This window comes from Pseudonocardia sp. ICBG601 (genome assembly GCF_020496245.1).
The window spans coordinates 1970286-1989282 of sequence record NZ_JAHLJA010000148.1 but is presented as its reverse complement, the minus strand read 5'-3'; the positions used below and the strand labels follow the sequence as shown (position 1 = coordinate 1989282).

The following is an 18997-nucleotide window of genomic DNA, read 5'->3' as shown; positions in this document are numbered from 1 at the left end:
AAGAGGCTGATCGTGGTCCGTGCGACCGGGCTGCGACCGGCCCCGGACACGCCTGCGGCGCAGGTCCCCACGAGGACCTGCGCCGCAGGTGACGTGCCGGGTCAGCGGAGCCGTTTCGCCAGCTCCCGGCGCATCCGCCCGAAGGGCCGGGGACGGTCGACGCCGAGCACGCCGACGGCCTCCCCCGCGGCGTCGAGGAACACGGCGAGGAACCCGCCGTCGGCCCCGGGGTCGCCGTCGTCGATCCGGACCGAGCCGTCCGCGGACCGGTGTCCCGCGAACTGGATGCTGTGCCCGTACTGGTCGGACCAGAAGTAGGGCACCGCGTGGTGGGCCGGCAGCGAGTGCTCGGTCCCGAGCAGCGCCGCGGCCGCGACGGCCGGTTGCTGCAGCGCGTTGGTCCAGTGCTCCAGGCGCAGCCGGGAGCCGGTGTAGTCGCGATGGGTGCTGGCACAGTCCCCCACCGCGACGACGCCGGGCAGGTTCGTGCGGCCCGCCGCGTCGGTGACGACGCCGTCGTCGAGGTCGAGGCCGGAGCCCTCCAGCCACTCGACGTTCGGGATCGCGCCGATCCCGACCACGACGACGTCGGCGGGCAGCTCGCGGCCGTCGGTGAGCTCGACCCCGGTGACCCGGGGCGAGCCGACGAGCCGGGCCACACCCGTCCCGAGGTGCAGCGGCACCCCGGCGGCGGCGTGCAGGCGCCCGCAGGCGGTGCCCATCTCGGGCCCGAGGGCCCGCTGCAGCGGCACCGGGGCGGCCTCGACGATCGTGACGTCCAGGCCGAGGCCGTGCGCGGTCGAGGCGACCTCGGCCCCGACGAACCCGGCGCCGACCACCACCAGCCGCCGGCCCGGGACGAGGTCGGCGCGCAGGGCACGGGCGTCGTCGAGGGTGCGCAGGGTGTGCACCCCGCCGGGCAGCTCGCCCGGCAGGTTCCGGGCGCGGGCGCCCGTGGCGAGGACGACGGCGTCGGCCGAGAGGGTCGAGCCGTCGTCGAGGGTGACGGTCCGGGTCGGACCGTCGAGGGCGAGTGCGGTGCGACCGAGGCGCCACTCGACGTCGAGGGCGGCGTCGTCGTCCTCGGTCAGGGCGATGGCGTCCTCGTCGGAGCTCCCGGCGAGGAACTCCTTGGACAGCGGAGGGCGGTCGTAGGGGGCGTGCTTCTCGTCGCCGACGACCGTGATCGTCCCGGCGAAGCCCTGGGCGCGCAGGGCGCGCGCCGTGGCGAGGCCGGCGAGCGAGGCGCCGACGACCGTGACGTCGCGCATCAGGTGCCGGCCTGTACGCCCGGGCGGACGCCGGTCGCGGCACCGGAGGCGGGGACCGACTCGACGACGTGGACCACACCGTCGGCGATCACCACCTGGTGCGTGCGGACGGGTGTCTTCGCGGGCGGGCCGCTCGGCATCCCGGTCCGCAGGTCGAAGCAGGCCGCGTGCAGCGGGCACTCCACCGCACAGTCCTCGAGCCATCCGTCGGACAGCGAGGCGTCCTGGTGGGTGCACGTGTCGTCGATGGCGTAGAGATCGCCGTCGACGTTGAAGACGGCGATGGGCACCGTCCCCTGGACACGAACGGACTCCCCGACGGGGATGTCGGACAGCTCGCCCACGAAGATCATGCTTCCTCCACTGTTGCCTATCGCGAAACTCGCCATGCCATGCGCAACCGTATGGTGAGGCCGCAGGTCGCAGCCGTCAACGAGCGATTTTTCGGCCGGCCCGGGACGGGGCATCGGCGTCACGACGTGGAAATGTGAGCGGCTGTCCCCGGTGACCGAAAGGCCCCGAAAACCGGCACCGGCACACTCCGGGCCGCCCGTCGACGAAAGATATATCACTCGTGGACACGTGACACCATGGCCGCGAGAATGATGGTGTGGCGATACTGCATCGCCACGTCGGCGTGGCTGCCGCGGCGCGGCCGATCGATCCGAGGAGACCCCATGACCGACGGACCGCGCAGGCCCCGACGCCGCGGTCCGGTCGCGGTCGAGGAGGAGCGCACGGTCCGGCGGGCGGCCGCGGCGGCCTCGGTCGGCAACGTCGCCGAGTGGTACGACTTCGGCCTCTTCTCCTTCCTCTCCGCGGTGGTGCTCAACCGGGTCTTCTTCCCGGAGGCCGGCGAGTGGTCGCTGGTGCTGACGCTGGCGACGTTCGCGGCCGCGTTCGTCGTCCGGCCGCTCGGCGGGTTCGTGTTCGGCCCGCTCGGGGACCGGATCGGCCGCACCCGGGTGCTCGCGTTCACGGTCCTGCTGATGACCGTCGCGACGCTCGCGCTGGGCTTCGTGCCCTCCTACGAGACGGCGGGGATCGCCGCGCCGCTGCTGGTGCTGCTCATCCGGATGCTGCAGGGCTTCTCCGCGGGCGGGGAGTACACCGGCGCGCTGACCCTGGTCGCGGAGTACGCGCCCGACCGCCGTCGCGGGTTCTTCGGCAGCTGGCTGGAGTTCGGCACGATCACCGGCTACACCCTCGGCGCCGGCGTCTGCGGCGTGCTCGTCGCGGTGCTGCCCGAGGAGGACCTGCTCGCCTGGGGCTGGCGGATCCCGTTCCTGCTCGCCCTCCCCCTCGGGATCGCCGGCATCTACCTGCGGATGCGCCTGGAGGACACCCCGGCGTTCCGGCAGCTGATGGAGCGCTCCCCCGCGCTCGCGACGATGCCCTACCGGCGGGCGATGCAGATCCTGGTCCGCCGCTACCGGGCACCGGCCCTGGTGACCGCGGCGCTGGTGGTCGCCTGGAACGTCACCAACTACGTGCTGACCAACTACATGCCCACCTACCTGACCGGGACGCTCCCCCGGCACGGCCAGCACGGCGCCTCCGGGGCCGCCACCGGCGCCATGCTCGTCGCGGTCATGCTGGTCATGCTGTGCGCGATCACCGCGGTGGGCAGGCTCAGCGACCGGGTCGGCCGCAAACCGGTCCTGATGGTCACGAGCCTGGCCCTGGTGGCCGTCGGACTGCCCGCGGTCTGGCTGATGCGCGACGGCATGATCGGCCAGTTCGTGGGCCTGCTGCTGATGGCCACGGTGCTGGTCGGCTTCGCCGCGGTGCTGCCGTCGACACTCCCCGCACAGTTCCCGACGATGGTCCGCTACGGCGGCCTGGGCGTGGTGTTCAACCTGTCGGTGTCGCTGTTCGCGGGCACCGCACCGACGCTGATCGAGACCGCCGTGACCGCCACCGGCAACCTCGACTGGCCGGGGTACTTCCTCGTCGCCGCGGGCCTGGTCGGCGTGGTCGGCGTGGCGTTCCTGCCCGAGACCGCGGGCCGCCCGCTGGCCGGCGCGGCACCGCTGACCTCCAGCGCGGACCTGCCCCCGCCGCCGATGTCGTCCGACGGCGTCCCGCTCGAGCAGCCGTACGACCACACGCACTGACCCACCCGCACCGGCCCACCCGCACCGGCCCACCCGCACCCGGCACGAACCGCCCGTCGCCCGCCTCTTGGCACGATTGATATATCAGTCTAACATCGTCGGCATGACCAGAGCCCGGCGTGGATCGGAGCGACCGTGAGCATCTCCGTGTTCGACATGTTCAAGGTCGGGATCGGACCCTCGAGCTCGCACACCGTGGGCCCGATGCGGGCCGCGGCCCGGTTCGTCGCGCGGCTCGCCGCCTCGGGCGAGCTGCCCCGTACCGCCTCGGTACGGGTCGAGCTGTTCGGCTCCCTCGGCGCGACCGGGCACGGCCACGGCAGCGTGAAGGCCGTCGTGCTCGGGCTCGCCGGGCACGAGCCGCACCTCGTCGACCCGGTCGGAGCCGACCCGATGGTCGCCGACGTCCGCGCCGGGGGCCGGATCCGCCTCGGCGGGATCCACGAGATCACCTTCGCCCCCGACGACGACGTGGTCCTGCACCGCAACCGCCGGCTCGACTTCCACTCCAACGGCATGCTGCTGCAGGCCTTCGACGCCGACGGCGCCGTCCTGGACAAGCGCGAGTACTACTCGGTGGGCGGCGGCTTCGTGCTCGACTCCGACGAGGCGGGCCGCCCCGTCCTGGTGGAGGACGCGACCCCGGTCGCCTACCCCTTCACGACCGGCGACGAGCTGCTCGGTCTCACCCGCGCCCACGGCCTGTCGATCTCCGACGTCATGCTGGCCAACGAGCTGTCCCGGCGCACCGAGGACGTGGTGCGCAGCGAGCTGCTGCACATCTGGTCGGTGATGCAGGAGTGCGTCGAGCGCGGCGCCCGCACCGGCGGCACGCTGCCCGGCGGGCTGAAGGTCCGGCGCCGGGCGATGGCACTGCGCGAGCGGCTGGAGGCCGCGACCGGCGAGCCGGACGCGCTGCACGCGATGGAGTGGGTGACGCTCTACGCCCTCGCCGTGAACGAGGAGAACGCGGCGGGCGGGCGCGTCGTCACCGCCCCCACCAACGGCGCCGCCGGGATCGTCCCGGCCGTGCTGCACTACGCCGAGCGCTTCCTGCCCGGCTTCGACGACGACTCCGTCGTCCGGTTCCTGCTCACCGCGGGCGCGGTCGGGCTGCTGTTCAAGGAGAACGCCTCGATCTCCGGCGCCGAGGTCGGCTGCCAGGGCGAGGTCGGGTCGGCCTGTGCGATGGCGGCCGCCGGGCTCGCGGAGATCATGGGCGCCACGCCGGAGCAGGTCGAGAACGCCGCCGAGATCGGCATCGAGCACAATCTCGGGCTGACCTGCGACCCGGTCGGCGGGCTCGTGCAGATCCCGTGCATCGAGCGCAACGCGGTCGCCTCGATCAAGGCCATCACCGCGGCGCGGATGTCGGCGCACGGCGACGGGATGCACCACGTCTCGCTGGACAAGGCCATCAAGACGATGCGGGAGACGGGCGCGGACATGAAGGACAAGTACAAGGAGACCGCCCGCGGTGGTCTCGCGCTGAACATCGTCGAGTGCTGAACCGTGTTCTCCGAACAGGACGAGCTGGAGCGGTTCCTGCTGTCGCGCCCGGCGACCGGGCGCCGGAACGGCACCGCACCCGACGCGCCCCGGGACCGCACCCGCGAGGTGCTGGCCGGGCTGGGTGACCCGCAGGAGGCCGTGCGGACCGTGCACGTCGCGGGGACGGCGGGCAAGGGGTCGGTGTGCGCGTTCGTCGCGTCGCTGCTGACCCGCCACGGGTTCCGGGTCGGCGTGCAGGCCTCGCCGCACGTCTACGGCATCCGCGAGCGGTTCCGCATCGGTGACCTCGCGGTCCGCGCGGACGTGCTCGACGACCGGCTCGCCGCCGTCGCGCGTTCGGTGGCCGCGGTCGAGGCGCGCCGGGGCGAGCGCTGCTCGTTCTTCGAGGTCGTGACCGCGCTCGGGTTCGCCGCCATCGCCGGGCGGGCCGACTACGCCGTCGTCGAGACCGGTATCGGGGGCCGGCTGGACCCGACGAACGTCGTCGCCCGGCCGGACAAGCTGGCCGTGCTCACCGCGATCGGCCTGGACCACGTCGACATGCTCGGCAGCACGCTCGGCGAGATCGCGACGCAGAAGGCCGGGATCCTGCCGGTCGGCGGCCGCGCGGTGCTGGCCCGTGGCGGCCCCGAGACCGACGCCGCGGTGGCCCGGGAGGCGGTGCGCCGCGACACCCTGGTCGACGTCGTGGACGTCGCCGCCGCGGCCGCGCTGGCCCGGACCGGTCCGGCGGGCACCACGGTGGACCTGGCCGGGTGGTCGGACGTGCCGCTGGGCCTGCACGGCAGGCACCAGGCCGGGAACGCGGTGCTGGCGCTGCACGCGGTGTCGGTGCTCGCCCGGCGCGACGGCTGGCGGCTCGACCCGCTCGCCGTCCGTCAGGGGCTGGCGCTGACCTCGCTGCCGGGGCGGTTCGAGCGGCGCACCGTCGCCGGCACCCCGGTCGTCCTCGACGGCGCGCACGACGCGCTGAAGCTGTCCGCGCTGGCCACCACGGTGGCCGAGACCCACCCGGGCCGCCCGGTGACCTGGGTGCTGGCGCTGGCCCGGGACAAGGACCTGGGCGAGGCCGTCCGGGCGGTCGCCGGGGCCGGGGCGCGGGTCGTCGCGACCGGGCTGCCGGGCGGGGAGCACGCGTCGCGGCACTGGAACCCGTCCGAGATCGCCGCGGCCGCGGGGGCGGCCGGGGTGCCGGCCGTCGCCGTCGCGGACCCGGCCGACGCCGTCGACCACGCCCTGGCGACCGGCGGGGGTGACCCCGTCGTGGTGACCGGGTCGTTCCGGCTGCCCGGCGCGGTCGCGTCGCGGCTGGACCGCCTGGCCGTCCCCGAGGGGCAGCCGGCATGACGATCACCGAGGACGTGTTTGTGGACTTCGACAGCCCGCGGTCGCTGGCCGACCGGGCCTACGTGGCCATCCGGGACCAGCTGATCATGCTGGAGATCCCGCCGCTGGCCCCGATCGACGACGAGGCGCTGTCGACCCGGCTCGGCCTGGGCCGGACCCCGGTGCGCGAGGCGCTCAAGCGGCTGGAGACCGAGCGCCTGGTCGTGTCCTACCCGCGGCGGGGGACGTTCGCGACCGCCGTCGACATCTCCGACCTGCGCGACGTCTGCGAGGTCCGGACCGTGCTGGAGCCGACCGCGGCGCGGCGGGCCGCCGTCGTCGCCCCGCGGTGGCGGCGCGACGAGCTGCGCGAGCTGGCCGTGCGGGTCGCCTCGCTGGAGGCGCCGCGGATGGGCCGGATCGAGCTCATGCGGTGGGACGTGACGGTGCACCGGTCGGTGTACCGGGCCGCCGGGAACCCGTACCTGGAGGACACGCTCACCCGCTACTACCACCTGGCCACGCGGATCCACTGCCTGTTCCTGGACCGCATGGACCAGGTCGGCCACCACGTGCACGAGCACGGGGCGCTGCTGACCGCGATCGCCGACGGCGACGCCGACCGCGCCGAGGCCGTCAGCCGCGACCACGTCGTCGGCTTCGAGACCGCCGTCCGCGCGGTCCTCTGAACCCGCTCCCCTCTACGGAAGGAACCACTGTGCCGCAGCGTGTCCAGGGCGTCGTCGCCCTCGAGAAGGGCAAGCCCGTCTCCGTCGAGACGATCATCGTCCCGGACCCCGGTCCCGGTGAGGCCGTGGTCAAGATCCAGGCCTGCGGGGTCTGCCACACCGACCTGCACTACAAGCTCGGCGGCATCAACGACGAGTTCCCCTTCCTGCTCGGCCACGAAGCCGCCGGCATCGTCGAGTCCGTCGGCGAGGGCGTCACCGACGTCGAACCCGGCGACTACGTCGTCCTGAACTGGCGCGCCGTCTGCGGCAACTGCCGGGCCTGCAAGAAGGGCAAGCCCCAGTACTGCTTCGACACCCACAACGCCGCCCAGAAGATGACCCTCGACGACGGCACCGAGCTGTCCCCCGCGCTCGGGATCGGCGCGTTCATCGAGAAGACCCTCGTCCACTCCGGACAGTGCACGAAGGTCAACCCCGACGCCCCCGCCAAGGTCGCCGGCCTGCTCGGCTGCGGCGTCATGGCCGGACTCGGCGCCGCGATCAACACCGGCGGCGTCGGACGCGGCGACTCCATCGCCGTCATCGGCTGCGGCGGCGTCGGCGACGCCGCCATCGCCGGCGCCAAGCTCGCCGGCGCCACCACCATCATCGCCGTCGACACCGACCCCCGGAAACTCGACTGGGCCCGCGAGTTCGGCGCCACCCACACCGTCAACGCCAAGGACACCGACCCCGTCGAGTACATCCAGAGCGTGACCGACGGCAACGGCGCCGACGTCGTCATCGACGCCGTCGGACGCCCCGAGACCTACAAGCAGGCCTTCTACGCCCGCGACCTCGCCGGCACCGTCGTCCTCGTCGGCGTCCCCACCCCGGACCTGCAGGCACCCGAGATCCCGCTCATCGACTACTTCGGCCGCGGCGGCGCCCTCAAGTCCTCCTGGTACGGCGACTGCCTGCCCAGCCGCGACTTCCCGATGTACATCGACCTGTTCCTGCAGGGACGCTTCCCGCTCGACAAGTTCGTCACCGAGGAGATCGGGATCGACGGCGTCGAGCAGGCCTTCGAGAAGATGCACGCCGGTGAGGTCCTCCGCTCGGTGGTGATCCTCTGATGGCCCCGGTCGACCACGTCGTCACCTCCGGCACCTTCAACCTCGACGGCGGATCCTTCGACGTCGACAACAACGTCTGGATCGTCGGCGACGACCGCGAGGTGTTCGTCATCGACGCCGCCCACGACGCCGACGCCATCGCCACCGCCGTCGGCGACCGCCGCGTCAAGGCCGTCGTGTGCACCCACGCCCACGACGACCACGTCAACCAGGCCCCCGCCCTCGCCGACCGGTTCAGCGCGCCGATCCTGCTCAACCCCGCCGAGCAGGTGCTGTGGGACATGACCTGGCCCGACCGCAAGCCCGACCAGGAACTCGCCGACGGCCAGGTCCTCTCCGCCGGCGGGATCGACCTGACCGTGCTGCAGACCCCCGGCCACTCACCGGGCTCGTCCTGCCTCTACGCACCCGAACTCGGCATCGTGTTCACCGGCGACACCCTGTTCCAGGGCGGACCCGGCGCCACCGGACGGTCCTACTCCAGCTTCGACACGATCATCGAGTCGATCCGCACCACCCTGCTGCCCCTGCCCGCCGACACCCGCGTCCGCACCGGACACGGCGACTCCACCAACATCGGCGACGAGGCACCCCACCTGGAGGAATGGATCCGCAACGGATCCTGACCCTGCCCCTCGACGGCGGGATCCGTCGCCGAGATGCAGCTCAGCGGGGTGTGGAGATCCACAACTCCCGCTGGGCCGCATCTCGGTGCACGTGCGGGGTCAGTCCCGGAAGCGGAACGGGGCGAGCTTCTCCGCGAGGAGGACCGGGTCGCCGTCCTCACCCGGGGCGTGGTGGAAGCCCTCGGCCTCGGCCAGGCCGATGAGCTCGCGGTCGTGGAACAGGCCGCAGACGTAGCGGACGGTGTCCTCGCCGATCTCGGTGACCGCGACGCGCATCTGGTAGATGCCCGGGTAGTGCACCTCGGCGAGGTACTGGACCGACAGCGTCGACGGGGAGAGCCCGTCGAGCGGGCCGCCCGCGGGGTAGCCCAGCACGTCGGAGTGCAGCTCGGCGAGGCCGTCGAGGTACCAGGAGGCCAGCGCGACGTTGTTCACGTGGCGGTTGGTGTCCAGGTCGGTGAAGCGGGTGCGGACGTCCCAGCGGAACGGGTAGTTCTCGCGGACGGCGCGGGCGTCGCCGCGCTCGGGACGGACCGGGGCGGGGGCCTCGATGCGCAGGGTGGTCAGCGCGCCGCGGACCTCGTCGGTCAGCGGGGCCGGGGCGTCGCCGTCGGTGTGCACCGAGGTCGACTCGCCGGTGGCGACGCACTCGTCGCCGGCGAAGACCGCGTACCGGTAGGAGAACGACGTGGTGCCGATGTGGCTGACGCCGACACCGATCCGGTAGGAGCCGGTGACCCGCAGCGGGGCCAGCACGTCGACCCGGATGGCGGCGAGCAGCAGCCGCACGCGGGACTGCAGGCGGGCGACCAGGTCGGCGCCGAAGGTGTCGCGCTCGACGGCGACGCGGGCGTCCTCGAACCAGCGCACCAGGGCGTCGCGGCCGATCCGGCGGCTCGGGTCGAGGTCGGCGTAGCGGGCCTCGTGCTCGATCAGCACCGGGAACATCCCCGGCTCGGGCACGGTCGGCGTCGTGATGGTTGCTGTCACCCCCCCATCGTGACGCTGTGTCGCCGCTCACCGGCAACCGGCCGTCCGATATCACACCCGGTGAGCTGCCCGGGTACGCCGGGTGCGCGGTCCCGGGTGCCGGGCGGCACGGTCACGGCCGGACCTGTCGGGGGCGCTCGGTAACCTGCCGGACGTGCCTCCCCCCTCGACGGCCCCCGTGCGGACCCAGGACCTGCCCGGTGTGCACGAGCTGCTCGAGGTGGCCGTCACCTCGGTCGGCGGGTCACGCCGCGAGGGCCAGGACCGGATGGCCGACGCGGTGCGCCGCTCGCTGTCGTCCGGGGAGCACCTGGCCGTGCAGGCGGGCACCGGCACCGGGAAGTCGCTGGCCTACCTCGTGCCCGCGATCCGGCACGCGATCGCCCGCGACACCACGGTCGTCGTCTCGACGGCCACGATCGCGCTCCAGCGCCAGCTCGTGGACCGGGACCTGCCGCGCGTCGCGAAGAGCCTCAAGAAGGTGCTGGGCCGCGAGCCCACCTTCGCCATCCTCAAGGGGCGGCGGAACTACCTGTGCATGAACAAGCTCCACGGCGACATGGACGACGATCCGGGCGACGAGCAGCTGTTCGACGCGTTCGCCATCTCGGCGCTCGGGCGGCAGGTGAAGCGGCTGCACGAGTGGTCGTCGGACACCGAGACCGGGGACCGCGACGAGCTGGTCCCCGGCGTCCCGGACTCCGCGTGGCGGCAGGTGTCGGTGACGGCACGGGAGTGCCTCGGCGCGAGCCGCTGCCCGGTCGGTGAGGACTGCTTCGCCGAGAAGGCCAAGGCCGAGGCGGGGCGGGCGGACATCGTCGTCACCAACCACGCCCTGCTCGCGATCGACGCGATGGGCGAGGCACAGGTGCTGCCCGAGCACGACGTGGTGATCGTCGACGAGGCGCACGAGCTCGTGGACCGGGTCACCGGCGCGGCCACCGCCGAGCTGACCGCGGGCACCGTCGCGACCGCGGCCCGGCGCTGCGGCAAGCTCGTCGACCAGGACACCGCGGACCGGCTCGCGGAGGCCGGTGAGGGTCTCGCCGCGGTGCTGGAGGACATGACTCCCGGGCGCTGGGAGTCGCTGGGCACCGCCGCCGCGGGCGCACTGAACGCGATCCTGTCGGCCGGGGCGGGCTGCCGGCAGTCGATGGGCGCGAACAAGCGCAGCGACGACGCCGACCCCGAGGGCGCCGCCGCCCGCAAGCTCGCCCAGGCCGTGCTCGACGAGGTCGTCGACACCGCCGCGCGGCTGCTGGAGACGTTCAAGGAGACCGACGCGGCCAAGCGCCGCGACGTCGTCTGGCTGGGTGAGCAGGGGCCCGACGGTTCCCGCCACAAGGTGCTGCGGGTCGCGCCGCTGTCGGTGGGCGGGCTGCTGCGCGAGCGGCTGTTCAACACCCGCACCACCGTGCTGACCTCGGCGACGCTGGCCCTGGGCGGGTCGTTCGACGCATTGGCCCGGCAGTGGGGCCTGCCCGCGTCGCAGCCCCGGGAGGCCGGGTCCACCCCGCCGTCGAGCGTCGACGAGGGGCACGGCCCGGTCCAGGACCCGGAGGCGCCGCGCTGGCAGGGCCTCGACGTCGGGTCCCCGTTCGCGCACGCCAAGTCCGGGATCCTCTACCTCGCCCGGCGGCTGCCCAGCCCCGGCCGCGACGGCCTCGCGCCGGAGACCCTCGACGAGATCGAGGGACTCGTCCGCGCCGCCGGGGGCCGCACGCTGGGCCTGTTCTCCTCCACCCGCGCGGCGAAGCAGGCCACCGAGGCGCTGCGCGGCAAGCTCGACACCCCTCTGCTGTGCCAGGGCGACGACTCCACGATGCTGCTGGTCAAGCGGTTCGCCGAGGACCCGGAGACCTCGCTGTTCGGCACGCTGTCGCTGTGGCAGGGCGTCGACGTGCCCGGCCCGTCGCTGTCCTGCGTGATCATCGACCGGATCCCGTTCCCGCGCCCGGACGACCCGCTGATCGCGGCCCGGCAGAAGGCCACCGACGCACGCGGCGGGAACGGCTTCCTGTCGGTGTCGGCGACGCACGCGGCGCTCCTGCTCGCCCAGGGCGCCGGACGGCTGCTGCGCGCCACCGACGACCGCGGCGTCGTCGCGATCCTGGACCCGCGGATCGCGACCGCGCGCTACGGCGGCTTCCTGCGGGCGAGCCTGCCCCCGTTCTGGGAGACCACCGACCGGGAGAAGGTGCACGGCGCGCTGCGGCGGCTGCGCGAGTCGTCGTGACCGGCTCCATACGGCGGACGACCCCCGACCCGAGATAGGTTGTGTGCAACCAATCGAGTCCGGAGGAGCACCCATGGCGAACTACACGACCGAGGCCACCTCGACCGGCGGCGGCCGCGACGGCCACATCCGCAGCGACGACGGCTTCATCGACCAGGACCTGAAGATGCCGCCGGAGCTGGGCGGCCCCGGGGGCGCCACCAACCCCGAGCAGCTGTTCGCCGCGGCCTACGCGGCCTGCTTCCACGGCGCGCTGCGGATGGCCGCCCGCAAGGCCAAGACCGCCGTCCCGGACGACGCCCAGGTCACCGCGACGATCCAGCTGGCGCCCGACGACGTCAGCTTCCACGTGGCCGCCGACATCACCGCGCACCTGCCGGGTCTGGACCAGGCGGCCGCGGACGAGCTCGTCGAGGCCGCCCACCAGGTGTGCCCGTACTCCAAGGCCACCCGCGGCAACGTCGAGGTCACCCTCACCGCGACCGTCTGACCGCGGAGCCCGGGTGGTCACGGTGCCGGGGGGATCTCCGGCGCCGGGATCTCGAAGGCGTTGAGCAGCGCCGACACCGACAGGTACATGCCGGTGAGGTGCACGGTGTCGAGCACCCCGTCGCGGCCGAGCGCGGCCTCGGCCGCGGCGTAGGTCCCCTCGGACACCCGGTGCGTGCGGACGAGCTCGTCGACGAACCGGTGCACGACGAGCTCGTCGCCGGTCAGTACGTCGGCGGCGGTGCCGTCCTGCAGCGCCCGCACCGCGTCCTCGGCCAGCCCCACCGACCGGGCGACGGCGGTGTGCGCGTACAGCTCGTACGCCGCGCCCCAGGCCGCGCCGACGGTGAGGATCACGACCTCGCGCACGGTCGCCGACAGCGAGGAGTCCCGCTGGTCGGTGCCGACCCAGCGGTTGAACGCCTTCCCGGGGCCGGGCCGCAGCACGAAGGCGTTGAACGGGCCGATGAGGCCACCGTCGTCGTCGGTGGCGGCGAAGCCGGACTCCTCGGCCCACCGGACCGAGCCGGAGCGGAGCCGCTCGGCGGCGGCGCGCTGCTCGTCGTCGAGGTCGAGGGTCTCGTTGCGGGGCAGCCGGCCGCCCCAGTCGCGGGCACCGGCGGAGGGATGTGTGGTCACACCCGGTGGATCACCGCCCGGCGGTCCCGGCAAACGCGGCCCGGGCCAGCGCGAGGCAGGTCATGGTCCCCGGGTCGACCTCGGTGAAGCCGGCGTCGCGCACCCCGACCACGCCGTCGGTGCCGTCGTCGGCGGCCGGGCACAGCCGGTCCCAGGCGGCCCGGTCCGCGGTCCGCACCGCGCACACCGGTGCCGCGCCGACCGGCCAGCCGAGGGCCGCACCGAGCAGCATCGTGGCGTGCCCGACCTGCGCGGCGGCCTTGCCGACCGTCATCTCCGCGTACGGGGACAGCAGCACCAGCGGGGCGCCGGGGTCGGGCGGGCCCGGCTCGTCGACGGGCAGTTCGGTGCCCCCGATCTGCAGCCGCGAGACCACCTTCGGCGCCTCGTCGACCGGTCCGGGCAGCAGCGCGCGGGCCTCGGCGTCGCCGACCCGCACCGTCACGCCGGGCAGCTCCCCGACCGCACGCCAGTGCGCGCCGCGCGCCCGGCGGGCGATCTTGCGGATGCGCCCGTCCACCCAGGGGGCGACGGCGTCGGACCACTCGCCGCCGGGCTGGGCCCGCGGGTCGGTGCAGACGGCGACCGCGGCCGTCGCGGCGGCCTCCAGCAGCGCGGTGCGTCCGGGGAGCGGGTCGCGCTCGATCCGCAGCACGACCGGCATCGCCCGGACGACGCCGTCGGCCTCCGGCGCGATGTCGCGCTCCCGCGCCCCGGCCCCGTAGCGGCCCGCCAGCAGATCCAGGATCGGTGCGGGACCGGTCACGCCAGCGGGACCCGGCGGAGCACACCCTCGGCGGCGTCGGCGGCCTCGACCTCGGTGCGGGTGATGCCCAGGACGAACAACACGACGTCGAGGTAGGGCACCGACACCGAGGTGTCGGCGATCTCGCGCAGCGCCTGCTTGGCGTTGAACGCCACGCCGAGCCCGGCGGTGGAGAGCATGTCGATGTCGTTCGCGCCGTCGCCGACCGCGACGGTCTGGTCGAGCGGGATGTCGTGGGTCTCGGCGAACCGGCGCAGCGCGACGGCCTTCCCGGCCCGGTCGACGACCTCGCCGACGACCCGCCCGGTGAGCGTCCCCCCGGAGATCTCCAGCTCGTTCGCGGCCACGAAGTCGAGCTTGAGCTCGCGGGCGAGGCCGGCGATGACCTGGGTGAACCCACCCGAGACGACGCCGCAGCGGTAGCCGAGCCTGCGCAGCGTGCGGATCGTGGTGCGGGCGCCGGGGGTCAGCTCGATCCCGGCGGCCACCTCGTCGACGACGGAGGCGGGCAGCCCCTCCAGCGCGGCGACGCGGCGGGTCAGCGACTCGGTGAAGTCGAGCCGGCCCGCCATGGCCTCCTCGGTGACCCGCCGGACCTCGGCCTCGACGTCGGCCCCGGCGCGGGCGGCCAGCATCTCGATGACCTCGCCCTGGATCAGGGTGGAGTCGACGTCGAACACGATCAGCCGCTTGCTGCGCCGGGCCAGCCCGGCCCGGGCCACCGCGACGTCGACGCCCGCCTGCCGGGCCACCCGGACCAGCCGCCTGCGCAGCGTGCCGGGCGGGTAGGCGTCGGCGTCGCCCTCGGGGACCGGGGAGACGAGCAGCTCCAGCCCGGTCACCGGGTAGTCGGCGACCCGGCGGATGGAGTCGATGTTGGCGCCGACCGCGGCGAGCTCCGCGGCGATCGCGCCGAACGCGCGGGCCGTGATCGGCCTGCCCAGCACCGTGACGACGTGCGTCGACGGCGTCCGGGCGGCCTGGCGGCCGTCGCGCTGGATCTCGATGTGCACGGTCATGGCGATGGAGTCCATCGCCGCGCCGACCGTCTCCTGCAGGTCCTCCGGGTCCCCCGCCGGCACGACGAGCGCGCCCAGGGTGAGCCGGCCGTTCACCACGACCTGCTCCAGGTCGAGCAGCTCGACACCGGCCGCGGTGAGCGCGGTGAACAGGACGGAGCTGACACCAGGCCGGTCCGGCCCGGTCACCGTGACGAGCACGGTGGGCCGGGCCGGACCGGGAAGTACTGGGGCCACTACTTCGACTTGGGGTCGCTGTCCGGCTGCGACTCCTTGCCGACCGACTGTGCGAGGACCTCGGTCGGGTGCGCCCGGTTGCCGACGTGCGCCTCGGCGCGCGCCTTCTCGACCAGGTGCGGGTAGTGCAGGTCGAACGCCGGGCGCTCGGAGCGGATCCGGGGCAGCTCGGTGAAGTTGTGCCGCGGCGGCGGGGACGAGGTCGCCCACTCCAGCGAGTTGCCGAAGCCCCACGGGTCGTCGACGGTGCAGACCCGGCCGAACCGGTAGCTCTTGAACACGTTGTAGAAGAACGGCAGCGTCGAGGCACCGAGGATGAACGCGCCGATCGAGGAGATCGTGTTCAGCGTGGTGAAGCCGTCCGAGGGCAGGTAGTCCGCGTAGCGACGCGGGTAGCCCTCGTTGCCCAGCCAGTGCTGCACCAGGAACGTCAGGTGGAACCCGACGAAGGTCAGCCAGAAGTGGATCTTGCCGAGCTTCTCGTCGAGGAACCGGCCGGTCATCTTCGGGAACCAGAAGTAGATCCCGCCGAAGGTCGCGAACACGATCGTGCCGTAGAGCACGTAGTGGAAGTGCGCGACGACGAAGTAGGTGTCCGACACGTGGAAGTCCACCGGCGGCATCGCGAGCAGGATGCCGGTCAGACCACCGAAGAGGAACGTGACCAGGAAGCCGACCGAGAACAGCATCGGCGTCTCGTAGGTGATCTTGCCCTTCCACAGGGTGCCGATCCAGTTGACGAACTTGACGCCCGTCGGAATGGCGATGAGGAACGTGGTGAAGGCGAAGAACGACAGCATGATCGCGCCGGTGGCGTACATGTGGTGCGCCCACACCGCGACCGACAGCGCCGCGATGGCGATGGTCGCGAAGACCAGGCCCTTGTAGCCGAACAGCGGCTTGCGGGAGAACACCGGGAAGATCTCCGAGACGATGCCGAAGAACGGCAACGCGACGATGTAGACCTCCGGATGGCCGAAGAACCAGAACAGGTGCTGCCAGAGCACCACACCACCGTTGGCCGGGTTGAAGATCTGCGCACCGAGGTGGCGGTCCGCGGCCAGCGCCAGCAGCGCTGCGGTCAGGATCGGGAACGCGATCAGCACCAGCAGCGCGGTGATGAAGATGTTCCAGGTGAAGATCGGCATCCGGAACATCGTCATGCCCGGCGCGCGCATGCAGACGATGGTCGTCACGAAGTTGACGCCACCGAGGATCGTGCCCAGACCGGAGACGACCAGACCCATGATCCAGAGGTCACCGCCCGGCCCCGGCGAACGCACCGCGTCCGACAGCGGGGTGTAGGCGAACCAGCCGAAGTCCGCCGCGCCGCCCGGGGTCAGGAAGCCGGAGACGACGATGAGGCCGCCGAACAGGTACAGCCAGTACGAGAACGAGTTGAGCCGCGGGAACGCGACGTCGGGGGCACCGATCTGCAGCGGCACGATGTAGTTCGCGAAACCGAAGACGATCGGCGTCGCGAACAGCAGCAGCATGATCGTGCCGTGCATGGTGAACAGCTGGTTGTACTGCTCGGTCGACAGGAACTGCAGCTCCGGCCGTGCGAGCTCGGCGCGGATCAGCAGCGCCATGACCCCGCCGACGGCGAAGAAGCCGAACGACGTCGTCAGATAGAGGATCGCGATGTCCTTCGGGTCCGTCGTCCTCAACATCTTGAGGAACGTGGATCCCTTGCCCTCACGCCGCGCCGGATACGGGCGCGTCGAGATCGGCTTGGGCTCGACGGCTGTCACCTGGGCCTCCATGCACTTGCCTGACCTGAGCACGTCCTCGCGGACGGGCAGACTGTACTTCCCGACCGGCGAGCGGCGCCCGTCCGGTCCGGGAGATCCACTTCGTGGGTCCCGGCTCGTCGCACGGCGCGCGCCGATTGTGCTCTACGGAGAGTAGAACCGACACCCCCCGACCGCGCACTCAGGGCGCCCTTCACCCGGATCAACAGGTCGCCGGCGGTGTGCGACGGTGGAGATGTGGTGGTTCCGACACCCCCGCCGGGCACCCGTCGCCGGGAGCCGGGCTGGGACGTACTGCGCAGCACCTTCGTGCTGCTGGTCGTGCTCTACCACGCCACGCACCTCGGACCGGTGCTCCACCCGGAGCTGGCGCCGCGCAGCCTCTCCTTCGACCACCAGGTCGGGGCGAGCCTGCTGCTGGTCGTCTCGGCCTACTTCGCCTGCGCGACGCTCGGGCGCCACTCCCCCGGGCGCTACTGGTGGGGCCGGGTCGCGCGGCTGCTGCCGGCGTTCGTCGTCGCGGTGCCGCTGGCCTGGGTGGCCCTGCGCTTCGTGTCCCCGCCGGACTGGGCGTCGCCGCCGGCACGGGAGATGGTCGTCAACTGGCTGATGCTGGGGAACTGGGACACCGAGCGCTACCCGTGGCTCGACCCGGCGTTCTGGACGCTGCCGCTGCAGCTGATGGCGTTCACCGCCGCCGCGGTGCTGAGCGTGACGCGCTGGGGGTACGGGCCACGGCTGCGGGTGCTGCTGTGGGCGATGGTGGTCGTCCCGCTGCTGCTGTGGCCGCTGCGGGCGCGGCCGGGCGACGTCGCGGACCCGCCGTGGTGGTACCGGACCGTCGTCGACGGGCTGGGGTTCCACCGGCTGCACCTGTTCGTGGCCGGGATCGCGGTGTGGCTGTGGTCGACGCGGCGGATGCGCACCCCGCACGCGATCGCCCTGCTCGCGGTGTGCGGCCTGGCCCAGTTCGTGCACGGCCTCGAGCCGGGGCCCGACGGCGTCGTGCGGATCGACCTCGACCACCTCGACGCGGTCGCCGCCGCGCTGGTCTGCGCCGGGATCGCGCTCGTCGCCGTGGTGGCCCGGCTGCCCCGGCCGGGCTCGCGGATGCCCGCCCCGCTGGCGACGGCGGTGCGCAGGCTCGCCGGCATCTCCTACGGCGTCTACCTGGTGCACCAGACCGTCGGCTACGTGCTGATGCGCCGACTGCAGGACCTCGGCGCCGGGCCGCTGGCGCAGTCCGCGGCGATGCTGGCGACGGCGGTGCTGCTCGGCTGGGCGCTGACCCGGCTGGTGGAACGCCCGGCCCACGCCGCGCTGATGCGGGCGTGGGACCGGCGCGCGGGCGTCACCTGAGCGGCTCGAAGACCTCGGTCCAGATCTCGGGCGCGGTGGCCGGGTTGGGCTGCGCGTCGACGATGTAGAACTCGGTGCCCAGACCCATCGCGAACACCGGGTCCGGCATCGTCAGCATGAAGTGGTCGGGGCCCATCTGGCTGGCGTGCGCGCGCATCGAGGCCCGCTTGGTCTCGGCGTACTCGACGGCCTCGACCCGGTGGGTGATCTCGGACTCGGGCTTGCCGAACGACCCGTCGTCGGGGATCTCGGGCATCTGCCAGTCGCCGCCGCGCTCCTTCTGGAGCCCGCGCATGCCGCGGAGCAGCCAGTCGCGGTTGGTGGTGTTCTGCGCGACGACCGGGACCCCGGCGAGCTCCCCGGCGCGGGCACCGACCCGGTGCACCTGGATGTGGTCGGGGTGGCCGTAGCCGCCGTTGTCGTCGTAGGTGGTGAGGACGTCGGCCTCCTCCTCCTCGAGGATCAGCGCGAGCCGCTTGGCCGCGTGCTCCACCGGGGCCTGCCAGAAGCAGTAGGGGGCGTCGTTGCTGGGCTCGCCCATCATCCCGGAGTCGACGTAGCCGAGGAACTCCACGCGGGCGACGCCGAGGGTGCGGGCCGAGGCGTGGCACTCCGCGGAGCGGCGGACCGGCAGCTGCTCCCCCTCGGCCAGGACGCCGGGTACCGGCTCCCCCAGCTCGCCACGGGTGGCGAAGACGAGGACGACGCGGTGGCCGAGCGCGGCGGCCTTGGCGAGCGTGCCCGCGGTGCCGATCGACTCGTCGTCGGGATGGGCATGGAAGCTGACGAGGGTCCCCACGGACGGTGAGCCTAGGAGCCGGTCCCGGCCGCCCCGCACCGGGCCGTCGT

The 18997-nt window shown here is 73.2% G+C and carries 17 protein-coding genes; 9 read left to right on the top strand and 8 right to left on the bottom strand.

Going from position 1 to position 18997, the window contains the following annotated elements; translation table 11 throughout:
- Positions 1–101 precede the first annotated feature (101 nt).
- Entirely contained in the window at positions 102–1271 is a 1170-nt protein-coding gene (locus tag KPL57_RS38900) for an NAD(P)/FAD-dependent oxidoreductase (protein ID WP_226355489.1), read from the bottom strand.
- Positions 1271–1624 carry a bifunctional 3-phenylpropionate/cinnamic acid dioxygenase ferredoxin subunit gene (locus KPL57_RS38895; protein ID WP_226355488.1) on the bottom strand — a complete coding sequence of 118 codons (354 nt, stop codon included), beginning with the start codon at positions 1622–1624 and terminating at the stop codon, positions 1271–1273. Before KPL57_RS38895 ends, KPL57_RS38900 begins: the two co-directional genes overlap by 1 nt.
- A 324-nt stretch (positions 1625–1948) precedes the next feature.
- Here KPL57_RS38895 and KPL57_RS38890 point away from each other — a divergent pair, with 324 nt between their 5' ends.
- The 6 genes from KPL57_RS38890 (at position 1949) to KPL57_RS38865 (ending at position 8659) form a co-directional block, all read left to right on the top strand.
- Complete coding sequence (locus KPL57_RS38890; RefSeq protein ID WP_226355487.1) at positions 1949–3388, top strand: MFS transporter; 1440 nt, start codon at positions 1949–1951, stop codon at positions 3386–3388.
- Between the two features lie 135 nt (positions 3389–3523).
- Entirely contained in the window at positions 3524–4897 is a 1374-nt protein-coding gene (locus tag KPL57_RS38885) for an L-serine ammonia-lyase (RefSeq protein WP_308016797.1), read from the top strand.
- 3 nt (positions 4898–4900) lie between these two features.
- On the top strand, positions 4901–6247 hold the full coding sequence (locus KPL57_RS38880) for a folylpolyglutamate synthase/dihydrofolate synthase family protein (RefSeq protein WP_226355486.1): 1347 nt from the start codon (positions 4901–4903) through the stop codon (positions 6245–6247).
- Entirely contained in the window at positions 6244–6915 is a 672-nt protein-coding gene (locus KPL57_RS38875) for a GntR family transcriptional regulator (protein WP_178374185.1), read from the top strand. The genes KPL57_RS38880 and KPL57_RS38875 overlap by 4 nt, the downstream gene beginning before the upstream one ends.
- Before the next feature lie 29 nt (positions 6916–6944).
- A complete protein-coding gene (locus KPL57_RS38870) occupies positions 6945–8033 on the top strand; it encodes an S-(hydroxymethyl)mycothiol dehydrogenase (RefSeq protein ID WP_226355485.1) in 1089 nt (362 codons plus the stop codon).
- Complete coding sequence (locus tag KPL57_RS38865; protein WP_226354971.1) at positions 8033–8659, top strand: MBL fold metallo-hydrolase; 627 nt, start codon at positions 8033–8035, stop codon at positions 8657–8659. Before KPL57_RS38870 ends, KPL57_RS38865 begins: the two co-directional genes overlap by 1 nt.
- 99 nt (positions 8660–8758) lie before the next feature.
- On the opposite strand, the gene KPL57_RS38860 is transcribed toward KPL57_RS38865, so the two are convergent.
- Positions 8759–9649, bottom strand: coding sequence for a thioesterase family protein (locus tag KPL57_RS38860; RefSeq protein WP_226355484.1), 891 nt, complete (start codon positions 9647–9649; stop codon positions 8759–8761).
- Positions 9650–9794: 145 nt separating this feature from the next.
- Between KPL57_RS38860 and KPL57_RS38855 the strand changes: the two genes are divergently transcribed.
- Positions 9795–11885: an ATP-dependent DNA helicase gene (locus tag KPL57_RS38855; protein ID WP_374203864.1), complete on the top strand. Its 2091-nt coding sequence runs from the start codon at positions 9795–9797 to the stop codon at positions 11883–11885.
- Positions 11886–11958: 73 nt separating this feature from the next.
- The gene (locus tag KPL57_RS38850) at positions 11959–12375 is read left to right on the top strand and encodes an organic hydroperoxide resistance protein (protein ID WP_226355483.1); all 417 of its coding nucleotides are present in this window, start codon (positions 11959–11961) and stop codon (positions 12373–12375) included.
- 17 nt (positions 12376–12392) lie between these two features.
- On the opposite strand, the gene KPL57_RS38845 is transcribed toward KPL57_RS38850, so the two are convergent.
- The 4 genes from KPL57_RS38845 to ctaD are packed head-to-tail and all read right to left on the bottom strand — an operon-like array spanning position 12393 to position 16789.
- Positions 12393–13013, bottom strand: coding sequence for a carboxymuconolactone decarboxylase family protein (locus KPL57_RS38845; protein ID WP_226355482.1), 621 nt, complete (start codon positions 13011–13013; stop codon positions 12393–12395).
- 10 nt (positions 13014–13023) lie between these two features.
- On the bottom strand, positions 13024–13779 hold the full coding sequence (locus KPL57_RS38840) for a peptidyl-tRNA hydrolase (RefSeq protein WP_226355481.1): 756 nt from the start codon (positions 13777–13779) through the stop codon (positions 13024–13026).
- On the bottom strand, positions 13776–14987 hold the full coding sequence (gene serB / locus KPL57_RS38835; RefSeq protein ID WP_374203834.1) for a phosphoserine phosphatase SerB: 1212 nt from the start codon (positions 14985–14987) through the stop codon (positions 13776–13778). Before serB ends, KPL57_RS38840 begins: the two co-directional genes overlap by 4 nt.
- A 47-nt stretch (positions 14988–15034) precedes the next feature.
- Positions 15035–16789 (bottom strand): cytochrome c oxidase subunit I, encoded by a 1755-nt coding sequence (gene ctaD / locus KPL57_RS38830; protein ID WP_226355480.1) that lies wholly within the window; start codon positions 16787–16789, stop codon positions 15035–15037.
- Positions 16790–17026: 237 nt separating this feature from the next.
- Here ctaD and KPL57_RS38825 point away from each other — a divergent pair, with 237 nt between their 5' ends.
- On the top strand, positions 17027–18148 hold the full coding sequence (locus KPL57_RS38825; protein WP_226355479.1) for an acyltransferase: 1122 nt from the start codon (positions 17027–17029) through the stop codon (positions 18146–18148).
- Here KPL57_RS38825 and KPL57_RS38820 read toward each other — a convergent pair.
- Positions 18141–18947, bottom strand: a complete 807-nt coding sequence (locus KPL57_RS38820) for a PIG-L family deacetylase (RefSeq protein ID WP_226355478.1) — start codon at positions 18945–18947, stop codon at positions 18141–18143. The two genes, KPL57_RS38825 and KPL57_RS38820, sit on opposite strands and share 8 nt — an antisense overlap.
- Between the last annotated feature and the right edge of the window lie 50 nt (positions 18948–18997).

Bases quoted from the DNA above. Each gene is read 5' to 3' on its own strand.
- KPL57_RS38900 (WP_226355489.1), bottom strand. From the start codon at position 1,271: ATGCGCGACGTCACGGTCGTCGGCGCCTCGCTCGCCGGCCTCGCCACG.
- KPL57_RS38895 (WP_226355488.1), bottom strand. From the start codon at position 1,624: ATGATCTTCGTGGGCGAGCTGTCCGACATCCCCGTCGGGGAGTCCGTT.
- KPL57_RS38890 (WP_226355487.1), top strand. From the start codon at position 1,949: ATGACCGACGGACCGCGCAGGCCCCGACGCCGCGGTCCGGTCGCGGTC.
- KPL57_RS38875 (WP_178374185.1), top strand. From the start codon at position 6,244: ATGACGATCACCGAGGACGTGTTTGTGGACTTCGACAGCCCGCGGTCG.
- KPL57_RS38865 (WP_226354971.1), top strand. From the start codon at position 8,033: ATGGCCCCGGTCGACCACGTCGTCACCTCCGGCACCTTCAACCTCGAC.
- KPL57_RS38850 (WP_226355483.1), top strand. From the start codon at position 11,959: ATGGCGAACTACACGACCGAGGCCACCTCGACCGGCGGCGGCCGCGAC.